Annotated in this window: 15 protein-coding genes and 1 other RNA gene; 8 read left to right on the top strand and 8 right to left on the bottom strand. The window is 47.2% G+C overall.

The window, feature by feature from the left end:
* Positions 1 to 194: 194 nt before the first annotated feature.
* Positions 195 to 1,877 carry a DUF6909 family protein gene (locus tag NDK19_RS10115; protein ID WP_250631756.1) on the bottom strand — a complete coding sequence of 561 codons (1,683 nt, stop codon included), beginning with the start codon at positions 1,875 to 1,877 and terminating at the stop codon, positions 195 to 197.
* Positions 1,878 to 2,005: 128 nt separating this feature from the next.
* Between NDK19_RS10115 and ffs the strand changes: the two genes are divergently transcribed.
* Positions 2,006 to 2,099: signal recognition particle sRNA small type (ffs, locus tag NDK19_RS10110), an RNA gene on the top strand.
* 26 nt (positions 2,100 to 2,125) lie between these two features.
* A complete protein-coding gene (fsa, locus tag NDK19_RS10105; RefSeq protein ID WP_250631755.1) occupies positions 2,126 to 2,779 on the top strand; it encodes a fructose-6-phosphate aldolase in 654 nt (217 codons plus the stop codon).
* Here the strand turns inward: fsa and NDK19_RS10100 are convergent.
* On the bottom strand, positions 2,776 to 3,756 hold the full coding sequence (locus NDK19_RS10100; protein WP_250631754.1) for a glycosyltransferase family 9 protein: 981 nt from the start codon (positions 3,754 to 3,756) through the stop codon (positions 2,776 to 2,778). The genes fsa and NDK19_RS10100 overlap by 4 nt on opposite strands.
* A gap of 55 nt (positions 3,757 to 3,811) precedes the next feature.
* Between NDK19_RS10100 and NDK19_RS10095 the strand changes: the two genes are divergently transcribed.
* Positions 3,812 to 4,663 carry an alpha/beta hydrolase gene (locus NDK19_RS10095; protein ID WP_250631753.1) on the top strand — a complete coding sequence of 284 codons (852 nt, stop codon included), beginning with the start codon at positions 3,812 to 3,814 and terminating at the stop codon, positions 4,661 to 4,663.
* A 261-nt stretch (positions 4,664 to 4,924) separates the two neighbouring features.
* On the opposite strand, the gene NDK19_RS10090 is transcribed toward NDK19_RS10095, so the two are convergent.
* From NDK19_RS10090 to NDK19_RS10065, 6 genes are all read right to left on the bottom strand, one after another.
* Positions 4,925 to 6,151 carry an MFS transporter gene (locus NDK19_RS10090; protein WP_250631752.1) on the bottom strand — a complete coding sequence of 409 codons (1,227 nt, stop codon included), beginning with the start codon at positions 6,149 to 6,151 and terminating at the stop codon, positions 4,925 to 4,927.
* Between the two features lie 211 nt (positions 6,152 to 6,362).
* On the bottom strand, positions 6,363 to 7,505 hold the full coding sequence (locus NDK19_RS10085) for a carboxypeptidase-like regulatory domain-containing protein (protein WP_250631751.1): 1,143 nt from the start codon (positions 7,503 to 7,505) through the stop codon (positions 6,363 to 6,365).
* The gene (mutL, locus tag NDK19_RS10080; RefSeq protein ID WP_250631750.1) at positions 7,502 to 9,349 is read right to left on the bottom strand and encodes a DNA mismatch repair endonuclease MutL; all 1,848 of its coding nucleotides are present in this window, start codon (positions 9,347 to 9,349) and stop codon (positions 7,502 to 7,504) included. The genes NDK19_RS10085 and mutL overlap by 4 nt, the downstream gene beginning before the upstream one ends.
* 17 nt (positions 9,350 to 9,366) lie before the next feature.
* Entirely contained in the window at positions 9,367 to 9,783 is a 417-nt protein-coding gene (locus NDK19_RS10075) for a cytochrome c maturation protein CcmE domain-containing protein (RefSeq protein ID WP_250631749.1), read from the bottom strand.
* Entirely contained in the window at positions 9,780 to 10,031 is a 252-nt protein-coding gene (locus NDK19_RS10070; RefSeq protein ID WP_250631748.1) for a CcmD family protein, read from the bottom strand. Before NDK19_RS10070 ends, NDK19_RS10075 begins: the two co-directional genes overlap by 4 nt.
* Positions 10,032 to 10,040: 9 nt before the next feature.
* Positions 10,041 to 11,309, bottom strand: coding sequence for a GAF domain-containing protein (locus NDK19_RS10065; protein WP_250631747.1), 1,269 nt, complete (start codon positions 11,307 to 11,309; stop codon positions 10,041 to 10,043).
* Between the two features lie 181 nt (positions 11,310 to 11,490).
* Between NDK19_RS10065 and bioB the strand changes: the two genes are divergently transcribed.
* The 5 genes from bioB to NDK19_RS10040 are packed head-to-tail and all read left to right on the top strand — an operon-like array spanning position 11,491 to position 18,372.
* A complete protein-coding gene (gene bioB / locus NDK19_RS10060) occupies positions 11,491 to 12,522 on the top strand; it encodes a biotin synthase BioB (protein ID WP_250631760.1) in 1,032 nt (343 codons plus the stop codon).
* A gap of 51 nt (positions 12,523 to 12,573) precedes the next feature.
* Positions 12,574 to 13,422: a CheR family methyltransferase gene (locus NDK19_RS10055; RefSeq protein ID WP_250631746.1), complete on the top strand. Its 849-nt coding sequence runs from the start codon at positions 12,574 to 12,576 to the stop codon at positions 13,420 to 13,422.
* A gap of 30 nt (positions 13,423 to 13,452) precedes the next feature.
* Positions 13,453 to 14,061 (top strand): chemotaxis protein CheB, encoded by a 609-nt coding sequence (locus tag NDK19_RS10050; RefSeq protein ID WP_250631745.1) that lies wholly within the window; start codon positions 13,453 to 13,455, stop codon positions 14,059 to 14,061.
* Positions 14,058 to 14,903 carry a GAF domain-containing protein gene (locus NDK19_RS10045; protein ID WP_250631744.1) on the top strand — a complete coding sequence of 282 codons (846 nt, stop codon included), beginning with the start codon at positions 14,058 to 14,060 and terminating at the stop codon, positions 14,901 to 14,903. The genes NDK19_RS10050 and NDK19_RS10045 overlap by 4 nt, the downstream gene beginning before the upstream one ends.
* A gap of 34 nt (positions 14,904 to 14,937) precedes the next feature.
* Positions 14,938 to 18,372, top strand: a complete 3,435-nt coding sequence (locus NDK19_RS10040) for a PAS domain S-box protein (RefSeq protein WP_250631743.1) — start codon at positions 14,938 to 14,940, stop codon at positions 18,370 to 18,372.
* Positions 18,373 to 18,388: the final 16 nt, after the last annotated feature.

Below are 18,388 nucleotides of genomic sequence, written 5' to 3'. Positions count from 1 at the left end.
GTTGACCGGAAACAGTTCGGGACTTTTGCCCGGTCGCTGCTTAAAGACTACTTTGCCCATGCACTTATATACTGCTTGCAAAGCAAAGATAATCAATTAATTAGAGGCTATCCAGACTTTTTGGACAGCCTCTTTAAATAGCTGTTTATCAGCAAATTGTACAAAATATTTTTGTAAAATATGTTGTGCTTTTGTCAATATCGGTTCAGTATTTTGTCTAAAATCTTGGCAGTGATGAGATAAGTTGGCTTAACGCCTATTGCCCCCAGACTGCCCGAAGCCAACGTGCTGCCCGTAACTAACGGATTATCGGAGGCGTAGTAGGCATAGCGCAGGATGACATCTTTGCTGATGTTTTTGCGGATTTTGGCTGCTGCCTGAATGGCTTTTTGGTAGTGAGCGCCTTCCATTTCCAGCCCGATGGCCTGCCATGACGACTTTTTGAAGTAGGAAAGCACGTCTTTGTTTTGCAGCGATGTCCCCAAAACGGTAATCATTGCGCCTTCAAATACTTTCAGGCCGCAACCCTCAAAATCGGCAGCGGTGAAGTCGTTGTCAAAGGGGTAATTGTCGGCAGTGCCCTCAAAAACATGCGAAGTGGGAATCATCAGGTCACCTTTTTCGCCTTCCAGAATACCCGCTTTGCCCATAATGGAAATGGAGGCAACATTGAGCCGCACATCACCCTCGGGGCTTTGATAAGGCTTCAGCAGTTCGTCCATTGTTTCGTAGGCTTGCTCGCCAAAGGCATAATCCATGACCAAAATCACAGGCTTATTTGCCTCTATGTATTCGCGGTTGAGTACGATGTCGGGGTGCATTTTGAGTCGCAGCAAGCAGGTGGCATCAAAAATCTGCACAGGGATGTTGGCACCCGAATCTTCGTAGAGGAACGAGCCGCCGTTTTGCTCGGCAAAAAACTCGATTTCATCGCGCAGTTCTTTGTTTTCGGGCTTGCTGATTTCTAATGCCATATTTTCCAAATCCATGCCTTGGAAGTGCTTTGGCAAGGCGGCGTAGGCATACAAACAGTTCAGCACGCTGTGCGGGTTGGCACTGATGATGTGCAACGGGCGGCTAATCAGTTGATTTTCAGATAAAAATCGCTTAATGCTGCTTGCCCATCGCTCGCCGTAGATATGATGCCCGATGCGTTCGCGCAGGGCAGGGGAGAAACTGATTTCGCGGTCTTTGCCGTGCAGGAATTCTTCTATGGCTAATTTACCCATCCAGTACACAACGTGGAACAAACCGTTATTGGCTTTCGGATTTTCTGCCAGCCGTTGCCAAGCGCGTTTGGTTTCTTCAAAGGTGCGCCCAAGCAGTGTGCTGAGGTAAGTAAATGCAATTTCCTTGTTTTGCTCTTCGGTGTGTCCGGTTACAATGGCCTCCAACTGCAACCATTCGCGGCTGTACTGACCTTTGTCGTTGATGGCACGGCGGCGGATTTTTTCAGCTTCATTGTACAGAAAGGTCAGGTGAGTTAGTGTGTCGTAAATTTCGCTGCGTCCCCGCGTAATTTCCATAAACATCTGCTCTTCGTCTATGCGGTAGCAATTGCGCTTGCGTTTGGGAGGAATGATGGTGGGAAATCCCGATGCGTAGTAGCCTTCTTCGGAAATAAATTTGATGAAGCGGCACTCTTCAATGCCCTTGGGCAGCCGGTCTATGACATAGACCAAGCCATCGAGTTCAACTTTTTTGGCATCGTTGATGGAGCCGTAAATTTCAGGCCGCAGCGACAGCAAGGCTTCGTTCACTTCGCGACCGGATACGCCGAAGGGCTTGTAAAAGCCGCGGTTGAACAAATGGCGCATCTCAATGTACAGTTTTTCTATCGCAGCTCGTGATTCCTGCGCACGTGTGAGTTCCAGCATAGTTTGAGTGGGTTAAGTAAGCGGTCGGGGTGGCAGTAAACACCGCTTCTCCTGACTATGCCTGCAAAGTTAGCACGATAATTTTTGTTCATCGTTTGGAAGTGATGAATTTGTCTTTAATTTTGTGCCGCAAGCCGGTATGACCAGCTCCTGCGAACCCCTCCAGGACCGGAAGGTAGCAAAGGTAAGCGGTTGTAGCGGTGCAATACTTGGCTTGCTTTTTTCTCCTCACCTATTTTCTTCCTCCCATGAAGTTTTTTATTGACACGGCAAACCTCGATGAAATACGCGAGGCGCACGAGCTTGGTGTGCTCGACGGTGTAACGACCAACCCTTCACTCATGGCCAAAGAAGGCATCAAAGGCCGCGATAACATTCTGCGCCACTACAAGGCAATTTGCGACATTGTAAACGGTGATGTAAGCGCTGAGGTAATTGCCACAGACTTTAAAGGCATTGTGGAAGAAGGCGAATTGTTGGCAAGCATCGACGAAAAAATCGTAGTGAAAGTGCCGATGATTAAAGACGGTGTAAAAGCCATTCGCTACTTCACCGATAACAACATTAAAACCAACTGCACGCTGGTATTTTCTGCGGGGCAAGCACTGCTGGCAGCTAAGGCCGGTGCAACGTATGTTTCGCCTTTTATCGGCAGAATTGATGACGTTGGCGGCGACGGCTTGGCACTGATTCAACAGATTGTCAATATTTACAACACACACGGCTTCGCTACCGAAGTATTGGCAGCCTCTATTCGCCACGTGCCGCACCTGATTCAGTGTGCGGAAATCGGTGCAGATGTGGCCACTTGCCCACTGAACGTCATCCTCGGGCTGTTGAAGCATCCGCTGACCGATATCGGTTTGGAAAAATTCCTCGCCGACGCTAAGAAAACCGTTTAATACATGCGGCGGTTCAATGCCGCCAATACACTGTCAGGTCTGATAGCTGCTATACAGGCACAGTTGCCGGAGCGCTTGCAGGCCTGACAATTTTTATTGAGTACCAGAACCTCTGCACGAGTGCCCACGGGAGCCCATCGGCCGGGGTGAATGGGGCGCATGGGCGGATAAATGCCGATGGCGGGTTTGCCTAACGCAGCGGCAATGTGTAAAGGCCCTGTGCTGCACGCCACCAATCCCAACGATTTTTCAATCAACGCAATCAGTTGCGCAAGGCTTAGCTTTCCCGTAAAATCGTGTACGTTGGCTTGCCGTAACAGCTCGGGGCAGCTTTGGCGGATGCTATCACCCTCGGCGGCAGTTCCCGTAACAGCGCAATCAATCCTCTGTTTTTCAAGTAATTGCGCCAAATTTAGATAGTCGGCAACAGACCACTCGCGGGCACTGCCCTTGGACTTGGGGTGCAGAATAACAAAGGGCTTTTCGGGCAGATGGGCAATCGGTAAGTCGGGGGCAGAGAAACCGTACAGCCCTGCAATTTCCTGCAAAGGTACAATCAGGTCTTTGCCTAACAGCGGCTTCAGCAGGCGGATGTTGAGTTGTGCCTCGTGCAGCGGTGAATTTTTGCGCCCCAAATGCACTAAGCGGTTGCAATACAGCCAGTGAAACCATCGGTGGCTGGTGCCTATCCGTAGCGGAATGTGCGCCTCGGCAGCTGTTTTAGCCAATTCCCGATGCGGAAAAACATGTACAATAGCGTCAGGACGTGCATTTTTCAGCAGGTCAGGGTTAGCCGTTAGTTCGCCGATATCATAAAACTCATCTACGTGGCGGCAGGCGGCAATCAAATCGCGAGTGTAGGTTTTTCCTATCCAAGCAATGGTTGTGTTGGGCATTACTTGCTTCAGCAAACCTGCCATAGGCAAACTGAGCATTACATCGCCAATATTATCGGTGCGGCTAATCGCAATTTTCATTCTGAAAACTTATCTTGCAGGTAATGGAAATGGGTAAATTGATGCAAAGGTAGCTATGGAAACGTGGCAAATTATCTTATTGGTCATATTGAGCTACATCTCAATCAACATTATCGCCTTTCGGATTCAGGAGCGTTTGCTGTTTCGTCCCGAAAAACTGCCACAGCATTTTAAATACAAATACGACTTTCCTTTTGAAGAGCTTTTTTTTGATATTGAGCCGGGTGTTCGCATCAACGGTTTAAAATTCGCTTCGTTACAAGAAGGGCTTCCCAAAGGGCTGATTATGTATTTCCATGGCAACAGCCGCAGTATTAAGGGCTGGGGGAAATATTCCACCGACTTCACCCAACACGGCTACGATGTGGTAATGATTGACTATCGGGGCTTTGGCAAAAGCATCGGCCGCCGCAGCGAGGAAGCACTGAAAAACGATGCACAGTTTGTTTATGACCAACTGAAAGCAAGCTATCCCGAAAGTCGGATTTTGGTGTACGGGCGCTCTATCGGGTCGGGGTTTGCTACTAAACTGGCATCGGCCAACCACCCGCGTATGTTGATTCTGGATGCGCCTTATTACAGCATGAGCCGTGTGGCAAAGCGCTATCTGCCGTTTTTACCTATTCCGTGGATTTTGCGCTACCCCATTCGTACCTACACGTGGATTAAGTACGTTAAATGCCCGATTAAAATTTTGCACGGCACTCGCGACCGCCTGATTCCTTTGCAACAAAGCATTGATTTACAGAAGTTAATGCCGCATCAGATTGAACTTTTTGCCATCAACAGCGGCGGCCATAATAATCTGCCGCTTTTCAAACAATACCACGATGCGCTGCACAAAATCCTGACCGAAGCCGAGCACCTCTCCGATGACCGCTTTGACATCCGACCCGATTTATTTTGAGCATATAAGCAGGATTTCCGTGCTTCCTGTATTCCAAGTAAGCGATGTACAGCGTGCTTTTCTTTGGCGCGTTGTATGCGCCATGTATGTCAGGCAGGTATAAAAAACGCAGGTATTTTGCAAAGTGAATTTTATGTAAATTGTTGAAAGTCAAAATATTAAAAATCCCGACAGGTTTTCAAAATCTGTCGGGTTGGTGTGTACCGCCAATTTAAACATCACCATCAACGTTTATCTGTGTGCTTGCATCATGCAAAAAAATTACGGATGTGCCGTGATTGCTTTTTTGTTGCGCATGAAGAAAAACAGGAAACCGAAAGCAACAACCAATATCATGGGGATAATGGCAATGCTGGCAAGGGTGGCTTGTCCTGCCGCGAGCTCGGCGGCTTCTTGTGCAACACCCTGCGCAAGTACTTTTTCGCGGTTTGAGTCTAACCAACTGCCAATAATAGGCTGGAAAATGGAAGCCCCGAACATACCTGCGCCACCCATCAACGACATGCCCAATGCACCTGTTTTGGGCATATATTCGGCCACAAACGAAATCATATTCGGCCAGAAGTAGCATACACCGATTGCAAAAAGGACGGCATAAACGTACACCATAGCGCCTGTGGCAGAACTCATCAGATAAATGGCAATTGCCGAAATAATGGCGGAAGCCAGCAGCACGCCCGTAATGTTAAGGCTGTGAACAATCGGGCCGGCAAAAAAACGTCCAACGGCCATCAGCCCTGTTACCAGCGCAAGTACCAACAAAGGTTCAGCCCCGGAATTGCCCAGAATGCGTTCTACCCATTGCTGCGTGCCAAGTTCGGTAGTAGCCGTCATAGTCATGCAAATCATCATGAACCAGAAAAGCGGTGAAGTAAAAATGGCGCGGAAATTCTCTGCATTAGATGATGAAATGGTGCCGCCTGTTTGTTCAGGAAACTGCTGCCCGAAGAATAAAAAGCCGTAAATCAGTGTAGGCAGGTACATGGTTGCTATTTTTACTTGCCAAGGCATTTCCATTTGGGTTAGTGCAAAGGCAATGAGCGAGCCAATTACGATGCCTCCGGGAAACCATACGTGAAAACGATTCAGCATAGTTGTTTTGTTTTCATCGTACATGTTGGCAATCAGCGGATTAAAGGCTGCTTCCACCATGCCGTTGGCAAAACCGATGAGGAAAGTGGAAAGAAACAGCGGCCAAAAACTGTTGGACAGCAAAGTAAAGGTAATACCCAGCAAATGGCCGAAGAAAGCGATAAAGCCTAATTTTTTTGGGCCAAGGCTGTTGTAGAGGGGGCCGCCAATCATGGTGGCAATAGGAAAGCCCAGAAATGCCATTTGGTTAATCCAGCCTTTTTCGGTATCAGACAAACCAAGGGTAACTGTCAGGTCATTCATAATACCTGCCCGAATGGCAAATGCCATGGCAGTAGTAATAAGTGCCAAACAACTGGCAAAGAACAAGCGGTTTTTGTTAATGTTTTGATTCATATTTACCTGCAATTTGGGTGAGGAATGTTTTGGCCGAAAGATAAAATTTTTTCGGCTGTTGCATCTACTGTGGCAAAAAGAATCTGTAATCGGGCAGATGTAAGTGTATGATATAAGCCGGCGGATGACACAGGCTTATTGAAACTTTTTCAAATCCCAAGTCCGTAATCCCAAATCCGAAATACCCGTTCAAAGGCTTGCCTGCTTACTTTTAAGGAAAATAAGTGATTGGCAGGCGTTCGGCTATGCGCAGGTATTCCCAATAGCCGTACACCTCTACTTCCATGGCATTGTTGAAATACCCCATCCGATTCACGATTACTTGCGAGCTGCGCGAGGCAAGCCACGAAGCCCTGAATCGGGCAGGCAACCGCTGTATTTTGGTCATGCGATTGACAAAGCGCCGATAGGCCATATCCTCGCCGGCACCGTAATAGTTAATTTGCAACTGGTCGCGCGAGAAATTCAGGGCAAACTCGTGAGGATAGGAAACGGGCTGTTTCAAGTCGCTGAATGTACTCGCCGATTGCGGGTCAGGTTCGGTGGTGTGGTAAAATCGCTCGGTGCCTCGCAGGCGAAACGTTCTGTAAAGCGAGTCGGTATTTTTTTCTGCCATGCGGCGCAGAAACTCCATCAAAGAGCCCCGATAGGCAATCAGCCGATTGCTGCGCCATCGGTCGGCCAAGCGCTGGTCAAGTGTTTTAATGGGTTCAAAAAACAGACAAGCATCAAATACGGCAATTTGCTTGGCTACTGCCAACTGTTTCAGGTAGCATTTCAGCCGATAGCCCAATGCCATGTTCTCGAGCAGCAAAAGGTCATCTGCCATGGCGCTCCACTCTTTGTTTTCCAATTCCTCAAAGCGCAGCACCCAAGGGTTGATTATTTTAACCTCTTTGGCAAAATCTGTTGTTCCAATAAAATTTTCTTTAAATTTCTGGTAAAAAAATTGCCAACGCTTGTCAGAAGTTCGCGCCATCATTTCGTTCAAAGGCACAGGTTGCACAGATAGCAGGCGGATTGTATCGGCAGAGGTTGTTGGCAATGCGCCATTGATAATGACTGTTCGCGGCATATATCCGACTGCCGTTACTACTATTTCGTGCTTGCCCATAGGCACGCGACTCAACCGATAGTAGCCGTTGCGCAGGCTGACAGTGTCTAATGAGGTGTTGTTTACAAAAATTCCCGCAGACTGTACGGGTTTTTTAGTAAGGCTGTCCACAATAAAACCTGCAATTTTGAAGTGTTCCGGCAGGCGGAGGCTGTCTGTCGGAACTGTATTTTGACGGGCTTGCAGCATGGCAGGCAGAGCGAACAACACTATCAGGCACGTGCGTAAGGCATGGTTCATACAAAAAGGCTTTCTATGGTATCAAGGTTGATAATGGCGGTTGTTTTGCGCCCGTCGGGCGTGTAGTTAGGCTGTTGGCAACTGAATAAGCGATTGATAAGCGCTTGCATGGCTTCGTCGGAGTGGGGGAGTGCTGCTCCGGCTGCCTGCCGTTTGGCCAATATGGCAGCTACACTTTCACGCCTGCCCAACCTTAGCCGGTCGGTGAAATAGGCCGACTGTTCAATCAGATGAGCAATCACTTCTGACGGATTGACTCCTTCCCATCCGGCCGGTACTGTTCGGCAAATCAGTTGGTTATTGTTTTGCAGGGTAATGTGGAAACCTAAGGCCATCAATTCATCTGCAAAAGCGCTGACTTGTGCCAAATCGGTGGGAGCAAGGTCAAGGGTTTGAGGGAAAAGCAGCGGCTGTGCGGTTTCCTCGCTTGACGTGCCGTATTTTGCCAGTTGCTCTTCGTAGAAAATGCGCTCGTAGGCAGCGCGAATGTCCAAGGCCATCAGTCCCGATTTTACTTGGCTGAGGATATAGCGACCGTGCAGCAACAGCAAGCCGGGCTTAGGTGCTGCCGTAGGTTCAGCAGGGAATAGCTGCACCGTAGCAGGGGCTGTGACCAACGGAAGTTCATCAACGGGCGATGGTTCTACTGTTTGTTTCCATGCCGCAGGCTGTGTCAGCGGCCTGCCGGGCGGCGGATAGAGTTGCTCCCAAGGTTGCTGTTTGGCAGCCGATAGTGTATGAGATTTGAACAGTTCATACTCACTTGGGGAAAGAGGACTGCCATCCTGCTGGTTGGTCATACGCCCGGGCTGGTCAAAATTGGCATCTAACTCAAAATCAATGGCCGGGCTGAGGTGGTGCACGCCTAATGCCTGCCGAACGGCTGCCTGCACAAGTGCATACATGCTTCGTTCATCCTCAAATTTGACTTCGGTTTTGGTTGGATGTACGTTTACATCTATCGTAGCAGGGTCAGCACTCAACTTAATGACATAAAACGGATAACTTCCCTCGGGTATGAGCCGCTCAAACGCCGTCATGACGGCATGGTGCAAGTAAGGATGTTTGATGAACCGATTGTTGATGAAAAAAAACTGTTCGCCGCGTGTTTTACGGGCAGCTTCGGGCTTGCCTATGTAGCCGTACAGCGACATATCGCTTAACTCTTCGCGGCAGGGTAGCAACTGCTCTTTCCAACTTTTCCCGAACAGGGCAACAATGCGCTGCGCCAATTTGCCCGGTTTAAGGTTCATCACTTCTGCATCGTTGTGCCACAGTGTAAAACTGATTTCGGGATAAGCCAGCGCCATGCGCGTAAATTCTTCCAGCACATGCTTCCATTCTACTTGGTTGGATTTGAGGAAGTTGCGCCGCGCAGGCACATTAAAGAACAGATTTTTAACGTTGATTTGCGTACCCTGCGGATGTGCACAGGGTTCTTGCAACAATACTTTTGAGCCTTCTATGATGATATGCGTACCGAGCAGGTCGTCTGCGCGGCAGGTTTTCATATCTACCTGTGCCACTGCGGCAATAGATGCCATTGCTTCGCCCCGAAAGCCAAAGCTGCGGATGTTGAATAAATCGTCTACGTGGCGGATTTTGGAAGTGGCATGGCGTTCAAAACACATGCGCGCATCGGTGCTGCTCATGCCACTGCCGTTGTCTGTTACCTGAATCAATGTTTTACCGGCTTCTTTCACTACCAGTTGGATATGAGTAGCGCCGGCATCTACGGCATTTTCCAGCAATTCTTTCACAACAGAAGCCGGACGCTGTACTACCTCGCCTGCAGCAATTTGGTTAGCAAGGCTGTCGGGCAACAGTCGGATAATATCAGGCATCGGAAAATCAGTATTGATTAACCTTTGATTTGGCTGTCCTCATATTTGGAAGGACATTTCATGAGAATTTCGCTGGCTACAAATTTCCCTTCTTTCACTCGCCCGATAACTACTACCTGCTCGGAGCGCTTGAAATCCTGCATAGAGGGCGGGGGATTGTAGCAAACCACTTCATGCGCCTCGTTATTGTTGTCAATCATGGTGAAGCTCAGGTAGTTAGGGTCTTTCAAAGGGTCATAGTTCACACCGATGACCTCTCCCGCAGGCGAGCGTTCCAATTTGCCTACCACATGCACCTTTGCGTCTTCTCCGGCTTGTGCCATGGCAAAGGCTTCTTTAAACGATACATACTGGCTGGCATCGCCTGCTGATGAAACAATAACGCCTACGGCAATGGCAATAACGATGATGCCGAATATATAAGACTTTTTCATGACTCTGATTGTTCAATTTTGGAGATTTTGCGGTCTAATATTATCAGATAAACAATAATGCCTGCAAGCACGGTTCCAAGCGTTCCTACTACCACATAGATTTTGCCTTCTTTGCGGAAAGTATCTGCCATTTCTACGGAACGGTTGCCGTAATCGTTTTCCGTAATGGCTATTTTGTTATTGTTCTGCGCATGGGCAAAACTTATGATGCCTGCATACAGGCAAAACAAAAATATCAGCTTTTTCATGGTGCAAATTTAGGAGGGAGTATTGGATTGTTCAATCTGTTGTTTCAAAGCTGCTATTTCTGCATCTTTCTGTGCCAGTTGTTCTTTGTGTTTTTCAAGGATTCGTTCAAGCATTTTTTGCTGGGTGGCACGCAACGCGTCCATTCGCTTTTGCTCTTCCTCCTTCATTTTGTTCATTTCTGCTATTTTTTTTTCCAGTTCGGCCTGCATTTGGAATGCCTGCTCCACGTTTTGGCGCATGAGGTCTTCTTGGGCGCGCATCTGTTCGGTTTGCAGGCTTAGCTCTTCCAGCAGTCGGCGGTTGCGCATGGCTGCAATAGAACCCGAAATGGCAGCGGCAATACTTTCTCCCAAGCGTTCAACAAACGCCACCTGATAGGGTTGAAAAGCAGAAAAAGAGGCTATTTCAATAACGGCAAAGGCGCTGTCATTAACAATGGCAGGCACAATCAGCAGGGCTTTGGGCGGTGCTTCTCCCGCACCCGAGCGAACAATGAACTGCCCCTCCGAAAGTTCGTTGATAAGAATCGTACTTTTATCTTCAAATGCTTGCCCCACAAGCCCTTCGCCAATGTTGTAAGTAGTGCCCAATAATTCGCTGTCGTGGGCGTAGGCACCCGTAAGGCGCAGCAAGTCCATACCGGCTTCATCGGTTTCTACCACGTAAATCCCACCCTGATGAGCGCCTATGTATTTGACTAAGTTGGAAATAATGCTTTGGCTCAATTCTTCAATGGTTTGGTTCCCCGAGCGAAGAATTTCAACAAATTTGGCCATGCCTTGTGTCGTCCACGAACGTTCGGCTTCTTTGGCAGCAAACGAAGTGTCTTGCTCGTGCAGCGCCTGCAACGACTTGGCAAGCGGATTGTCTTGCGACTGCAAAAAAGTGAAGTAATCGGCCTGTGTGTTTACCTGAAAGTTAATCATGGCTTGTATAAGCTCATGGGCGGCTTTCAAGTTGTCGCGCAGATTAGTAACGGCTTGGTTAAGCCTGATAAAAAGTCTGTTGTTATAATAAGGAATTTCGGTATCGTATGCTCCTTTGGTGATAGCCGTAACGGCGTTGGCCAATTTAATTAGCGGAGTAATCAGCCCGGTCATTAAAATGAGGTAAACAACTATCAGCATGAAAAACAGTAAGCCGTAAACTATTTCATCTTTCACGGTGGCTGTGTTGTTAGTAAAAATGTAGCACAAGGCAACAGTCAGTAGGAGTACTACTGTAGCGAGGTTAATCAGACCGCGAACAGAAAAATGATTGACAGACTGTTTTTGCATGGTTAGTATTTAGCTTTAATTGGGCTGCAAAAGTGGGCAAACAGATTAGTAACCAATCCTTGCAAAGGTACTAAAGAAATGATTTTTTCCGATAAAAACGCATTTGCCGCAGGATTTTGTATAGCTATGCAATAATATGCGATATAATGCTATTTTTGCTCACTAATCAAATTTTTGCATGATGAACACAGCGCAATTTACTGCCACATCAGATACTCTTTTGCAAGATGCTCCGGCTGGTGTTATCCGCAACGACTGGACAATTGAGGAAATCAGCAATATATATTTTTCGCCACTGTTAGACCTGATTTACAGGGCTGCTACCGTACACCGCATGTACCACGACCCGCAAGAGGTACAAGTTTGTACGTTGCTTTCCGTGAAAACAGGCGGCTGCCCCGAAGACTGCGCCTATTGCCCACAGGCAGCGCGTTACAGCACCAATGTGAACACACACAAGTTGCTTGATGTGGATACGGTGCTTCAGCGCGCCCGCGAAGCACATGCCAACGGAAGCACGCGCTTTTGCATGGGGGCGGCATGGCGCGAGGTGCGCAATAACCGCGATTTTGATAAAGTCATAGAAATGGTGAAAGGCGTGAATGAACTTGGCATGGAGGTATGCTGCACACTTGGTATGCTGACCCATGAGCAGGCATTGCGCCTAAAAGAAGCGGGCTTGTATGCCTACAATCACAACTTGGACACCAGCGAGGGCTACTACGACAAAATCATCACCACCCGTAATTACAACGACCGTTTGGAAACATTAGAAAATGTTCGTCAGGCGAAAATCTCTGTTTGTTCCGGCGGTATCATTGGCTTAGGTGAGACCCACGAAGACCGCATCGGAATGTTATTCACGCTCTCTAACTTGCCCGAACACCCCGAGTCTGTGCCTGTAAACGCATTGGTTGCCGTAGAGGGTACTCCGCTGGAAAACCAAGAACGTGTGCCCGTATGGGACATGGTGCGCATGATAGCCACTGCCCGTATCCTCATGCCGCGTGCAATGGTGCGCCTTTCTGCCGGCAGAGTGAGCATGAGTCAGGAAGAACAGGCGCTGTGTTTCATGGCAGGTGCCAACTCAATTTTTGCAGGCGACAAACTTCTGACCACACCCAACCCCGAAGTAGATGCCGATAAAGAACTTTTTCAAGTTTTGAATTTAAAACCACGGAAAGCCTTTAAAGGCAATAATAGCGATAGCTAAGCGTTAGCAAAACAAATGCTCAGATTTCTAACCTCTTACTAACCGCTGCTTATGTCCACCGAACTGGATATTGAAATAACAGATATTCGGCGTCTTACCGATTTGATTAAAGACAAATACGGCTACGATTTTAAGGACTATGCCATGTCCTCATTTCGCAGACGAATCAAACGGGTGCTTGATATTTACAAGTTTAAGACGGTAGATAAACTGATTCAAGTGTTGGACACCACACCGACATTTTTTGAGGAATTCATTTCGGAAATTACCGTGAACGTTACCGAAATGTTCCGCGACCCTACTTTTTGGCGAATTCTGAAAGAACAGATTATTCCTAATATCATCCTTAATCACGACCGTATCAGTATCTGGCACGCCGGCTGTTCCTCCGGCGAGGAGGTACTCTCAATGGTTATTATGCTGCACGAGATGGGCTTCTTAGAAAAAGCCAAAATCACGGCTACCGATATTGATACGGCCATTATCAACAAAGCCAAAACAGCTGCCATTCCTATAAAAAATATGGAGCTGAACCAAAAGAACTATACAAGCGCCTTTGGCAGCGAAGGCGGGCAGCCGCTCAATCTGAAAAAATACTTTCGCGATGTAGGGCAGGAGTCCGTATTTGACAAGTCTTTGCTGCAAAATGTAACCTACCGCAAACACGACCTTGTGCAGGGTGCCGTATTTTCAAAGTTCGATTTGGTGCTTTGCCGCAATGTGATGATTTATTTTAACCAAACGCTCCAAAATGCAGTACTCACCAAGCTGCATGAAAGCATGTTTAAATACAGCTATCTGGCAATCGGTTCCAAAGAATCACTGATTTGGTGCGACATTGCCAATAAGTTTATTGTTGTTAATAACGAGGAAAAAATCTACAAAAAAATCAAGGACTAATTACTACTTGTAAGCTGAAACAAAAGCGCCATGTTTAGTAAATACAAGGTTAGTGGCAAATACAGAGCAGTTGTGATAGGAGGTTCGGCCGGCAGTTTTCAAGGAATCAACAAAATCCTTGCAGAATTGCCCAAGGAATTTCCGTTACCTATCTTTATGTGCCTTCACAGGCTGAAGCATGTGCGCAATGGTTTTGTAGAAGCGCTTTCCATCAAAAGTTCCAAACCGGTGATAGAGCCTTACGATAAGGAAACTATCAGGAGAGGACAAATTTATCTGGCGCCTGCCAACTATCATATGTCCCTCGAACTGGGCAACAGCATTGCGCTTTCTACTGAAGAAATGGAAAACAACTCGCGTCCGGCCATTGACCACACCTTCGAAACGGCAGCGTATGTTTTTCGGGATAAGTTAGTCGGCATTCTATTGTCGGGTGCCAATAAAGACGGTGCCTACGGTATGATGCGAATTAAACAGAAAGGCGGGCTGACAATCGTACAGGACCCCGAAGAAAGTACCATTAATGCCATGCCCAACGCTGCATTGGCACAAACAAAAGTGGATATGATTTTGAAAGTAGATGAAATTATAGAATTTTTGTTGGAACTTGACCAGGCAAGTAAAATGGCGCAGCTATGAAAAAAGCGACACCCATAAGAATGGTTTTGACAATACTGGCGCTGACATTTGCCGCCGGCCTGCTCTACACACTCTACCACATAGGTTATATAGCCCCTCAGCATCTATCCGAGATTTTCAGTGCACAAGGCAGCCCCGACCAACAGCAGGCAGAAGCCGACAAAGTCATTAAACAGATATTCACCTACGTATCCATAGAGTTTGCGGTAGCACTGTTGCTTGTCATTGCGCTGGCAGTATATGTCAATAATACCAAGCAGGCAAATATTGTGTACGTGGAACGCAGCAGCGACTCACAGCGCAACGAGAGTAACGGCGTGCAACAAATGAGTACCGACGAGTACATAGCCGAACAGTTAGCCCGCCAAATCAACGAACTCTTGCAGCAGGCAAGCCCGTCTCAATCACCTGACAAACAACTGTTGGAACAATTGCTGACCCGCATTTGCCATGCCACAGGTGCTGTTGCAGGTGCTTGTTTCGTATGCAACCATTCTACCCAAACTGCTCATGGCATCGCATCTTTTGCGCTTAGTCAACCGCTTTCATCCGAGCCTTTTGCCTATGGTGAAGGTTTTGTGGGGCAGGTGGCGCAGTCCGGTAAGTTGCTATACTTGCATCCGGTTCCCGAAAATTATCTGCCCGTTAAAACAGGTTTAGGCAATGCTCAACCGTTGTCCTTGCTGTATTTACCTGTTGTGCAGGGAGGAAACACCGTTGGTGTTATAGAGCTGGGGATGTTCAAACAACTTTCCGAAAATTTGTTAGAAAACCTGCAAAAAAACATACATTTGTCAAGTCCGCTATTCGGCAATGCGCATATGCAGGCAAACAATTCCTAAGTAACTAAGCCCAAACTGATACTGGAACAGCTTTATGTTTAATGAAATCAAGATAGGAAGTAAAATATCCATATTGTTGCTCGGCGTAGTAACGATTGTTATTTTTTCCGTAACCTTCCTCTCTTACCGTTTCGGCAAAGACAGTTTTGAACAGGGCTTCTTACAGTCATTAAATTTGAAGAGCTCTGTAATCGGTTCGCAGTTGGACGATATGTTCGAACAATTGGAGTACAACCTGCGGATGATTCAAAGCTCTAACAGGATATTGCAAAGCCTCATGCAGGCAAGCGCCATTAATAACGTGGACAGCGCCTATTTTGCCATTGAAAAACGCCTGAACGACTACTTAGTCCCCATTCAGGAAATCTACGGCTACAATAACATCCTGCTGCTCAACTCGCAGGGATTGATTGTTTACAAAACAAACAAGAATTTAGATAATTTGCTGGTGGGTGAAAATTTCCCCGACTACGACCAGATAAAATTTAATGCCAGTAAAAAAATTTATTACGGTGCTATCACCAAGATATCGGAAAAACGTGCATTGCTCAATGTAGCCATTCCGGTATTCGATTTTGATGAGAAAATCATCGGGCACGTTATTGCCGAGTTTGATATGGCTAAAGTATATCGGCTTACCTCTGATACACTTGGCTTAGGCAATACCGGCGAAGTAATTCTCAGCAAACTTTCGGGTAATAAGTTAGATTATATCAACAAACCCCGTCTGTCTTCCTTTCCGTTGCTCACACAGTCGTCAATTATAGACGAAAGCAATCCCGACCCTATCTATCTGGCAGCTTTGGGAGAATCGGGGTTTGGCGTTTTGCAAGATTACCGCGATAAGAAGGCACTTGCTGTTTGGCGGCATTTGCCGCGTGTAGAGTGGGGGCTGACCGTTAAAATGGATCAAGAAGAACTTGATAAGCAGTTAGATGTGTTGCTGCTGTCATTTCTTTTTGCTGCGGTCTTCATCCTGTTAGTGGCCTTTGCCGTATCGCTGATATTCTCCAATTACCTGACTGCTCCGCTCCAATCGCTGAAAGCCACATTAGGGCTGGTGGCACAGGGTATTCTGCCTGAAAAAGTTGCTATGCAAAGCCACGATGAAATCGGCGAAATGGCGGCAGCCGTGGGCAATTTGGTTGGTACGCTGAAAAATCACGCCAATTTTGCCCGCCACATAGGCGAAGGACGCTATGACATCGCCTTTCAGCCTGCCGGGCCGGATGATATGCTGGGCAATGCCTTGATTACCATGCGCGACAACATTCAGCGTGCCGAACAGCGCGATGATGAGCGCAACTGGATTATATCGGGTGTTGCAGAAGTTGGACAGATATTGCGCTCCGGCAATCGTTTGGAAGAAGTCGGTTATGAAGTAATAGCCTACATCGTACAGAAAGTCGGAGCAGTGCAGGGGGCTTTTTATGTGGTCAATGAGCAGCCTGACGGCGAACAACTCATCGAGCTGACGGCCTCTTATGCGTATGCTAAGCGCAAATACCTGAAAAGTACGTTTCGCATAGGGGAAGGTTTGATAGGTCAGGCAGCCATCGAGCAAGACACTATCCTGCGGACAGAAATACCCTCGCATTACATGACCATTTCCTCCGGTATTCTGGGCGACCGTAAACCCGAGTGTTTATTGATTGTACCTTTAATTACCAACGAAACGGTTTACGGGGTTATAGAATTAGCCGGCTTCGAGCGGTTTAAAGAAGTAGAAATTAAGTTTGTTGAAGAAATCAGCGCCATCACAGCGCGAACCATCTTCAATATCAAGGTTAATGAGCGCACCCTTCGCCTGCTTGCTGAGGCACAACAGATGAGTGAGGAATTACAGGCAAGGCAAAAAACACTGCGCGAAAATGCCATTATCATGGAAGCAACGCAGGAAGAGTTGCGCCGCACAAATGCCCAATTGGAAGAACAGGTACAAGAAGTAAACCGTTCACAAAAACGGATGCAATTATTGCTCGAGAATGCTTCTGAGGTAATTACCATCTATGAAGAAGATGGTTACATTCGCTATATCAGTCCTTCGGTAGAAGCCATTCTCGGCTATACGCAGGATGAGATGATAGGTATCAACGATATCGTATATGTACATCCGAACAGTGTAGCCATTGCCCGCCAAATGTTCCGCGACTTATTGGAAAACCCTGATGAAAAGGTAATGGTACAGTTCGAGTATCTACAAAAAAATGGCGATGCCATTTGGCTCGAGGCAACAGGCAATAACCTTCTGTCAGACCCTGCTATCAGAGGTATCGTAGTTAATTACCGTGATATCACCGAACGCAGGTTAGCCGAGCGCGAAGCACGTATGCGTGGTCAAATGCAGGCACTTTCCGAAAATTCTCCCGACCTGATTACAAGGATTAATCCGGAGGGTAAGTTGTTTTATATTAACCCCGTTATTACCTCTTACACAGGTAAAACCCCATCCGAGCTTCTCGGCAAGCGCATTCAGGAAACAGGACTCGATGAAGAACTGATTCATCAGTGGGCACAACTGCTGCACAATGCCATTTCGGCTAACAAAATCGTAAAAACTGAAATGCCGTTCCCCTCTCTGTCGGGTAATAGAATCATGCAGGTAAATGCTATTCCTGAACAGAATGAGAACAAAGACATCGAGTCAGTGCTGATTGTGTCGCATGATATCACGGAAATTAAGGAAGCGGAAATGGAGATACTTTCCATTAACCGTAAGATTACGGAAAGTATCAACTACGCCAAGCGTATTCAGAGCGCTATTTTGCCCGATACAGCCACTATCCAAAAAGTACTGCCCAATTCGTTTATTTACTACCGTCCGCGCGATGTGGTAAGCGGCGACTTCCCTTGGTTCTTGCAAAAAGGGAACGATATATACATAGCCGCAGTAGATTGTACCGGGCACGGCGTACCCGGAGCGCTAATTTCGCTGATTGGTTATTTTATCCTGAACGATGTAGTCAATACACAAAATACAACCGATGTAGGCCAAATATTAGACCTTTTGAACGATGGCGTAACTCGCACACTGCGGCAAGACGTAAACGCCACTACGCGTGATGGTATGGATATAGCACTTTGTAAAATCAATCTGGTTTCCCGCAAAGTGCAGTACGCCGGCGCACATCGTCCGTTGTATTATGTAATCAACGGAGAGTTACACGTACAAAAAGGCGATAAATTCCCGGTAGGCGGCGGACAAATCCGCAACCGCATTGGCTTTAGCAGCCATGAGTTTACGGTGTCCAAAGGAGATTCTATCTATCTGTTTTCAGACGGCCTGCCCGACCAGTTTGGCGGCCCCGAAAACAAGAAGTTCTCACCGCGTCAAATCAGGGAGATTATTGCTCAAAACCATGAAAAACCCATGCACGAGATACGTCGTATATTTGACAATGCCTTTGAGAAGTGGCGCAACGGGCACATGCAAACAGACGATGTACTTCTGATAGGAATTAAATTTTAAATGATAGGGTGTGAAA

Origin of the sequence: Rhodoflexus caldus, assembly GCF_021206925.1 — a bacterium.
Lineage (GTDB): Bacteria > Bacteroidota > Bacteroidia > Cytophagales > Thermoflexibacteraceae > Rhodoflexus > Rhodoflexus caldus.
Note: the sequence above shows the minus strand (reverse complement) of the source record. Positions and strands in the feature narration are given on the sequence as shown.

Coding starts and splice junctions, on each gene's coding strand:
- NDK19_RS10115 (WP_250631756.1), bottom strand. CDS start 1,877: ATGCTGGAACTCACACGTGCGCAGGAATCACGAGCTGCGATAGAAAAA.
- fsa (WP_250631755.1), top strand. CDS start 2,126: ATGAAGTTTTTTATTGACACGGCAAACCTCGATGAAATACGCGAGGCG.
- NDK19_RS10100 (WP_250631754.1), bottom strand. CDS start 3,756: ATGAAAATTGCGATTAGCCGCACCGATAATATTGGCGATGTAATGCTC.
- NDK19_RS10095 (WP_250631753.1), top strand. CDS start 3,812: ATGGAAACGTGGCAAATTATCTTATTGGTCATATTGAGCTACATCTCA.
- NDK19_RS10090 (WP_250631752.1), bottom strand. CDS start 6,151: ATGAATCAAAACATTAACAAAAACCGCTTGTTCTTTGCCAGTTGTTTG.
- NDK19_RS10085 (WP_250631751.1), bottom strand. CDS start 7,505: ATGAACCATGCCTTACGCACGTGCCTGATAGTGTTGTTCGCTCTGCCT.
- mutL (WP_250631750.1), bottom strand. CDS start 9,349: ATGCCTGATATTATCCGACTGTTGCCCGACAGCCTTGCTAACCAAATT.
- NDK19_RS10075 (WP_250631749.1), bottom strand. CDS start 9,783: ATGAAAAAGTCTTATATATTCGGCATCATCGTTATTGCCATTGCCGTA.
- NDK19_RS10070 (WP_250631748.1), bottom strand. CDS start 10,031: ATGAAAAAGCTGATATTTTTGTTTTGCCTGTATGCAGGCATCATAAGT.
- NDK19_RS10065 (WP_250631747.1), bottom strand. CDS start 11,309: ATGCAAAAACAGTCTGTCAATCATTTTTCTGTTCGCGGTCTGATTAAC.
- bioB (WP_250631760.1), top strand. CDS start 11,491: ATGAACACAGCGCAATTTACTGCCACATCAGATACTCTTTTGCAAGAT.
- NDK19_RS10055 (WP_250631746.1), top strand. CDS start 12,574: ATGTCCACCGAACTGGATATTGAAATAACAGATATTCGGCGTCTTACC.
- NDK19_RS10050 (WP_250631745.1), top strand. CDS start 13,453: ATGTTTAGTAAATACAAGGTTAGTGGCAAATACAGAGCAGTTGTGATA.
- NDK19_RS10045 (WP_250631744.1), top strand. CDS start 14,058: ATGAAAAAAGCGACACCCATAAGAATGGTTTTGACAATACTGGCGCTG.
- NDK19_RS10040 (WP_250631743.1), top strand. CDS start 14,938: ATGTTTAATGAAATCAAGATAGGAAGTAAAATATCCATATTGTTGCTC.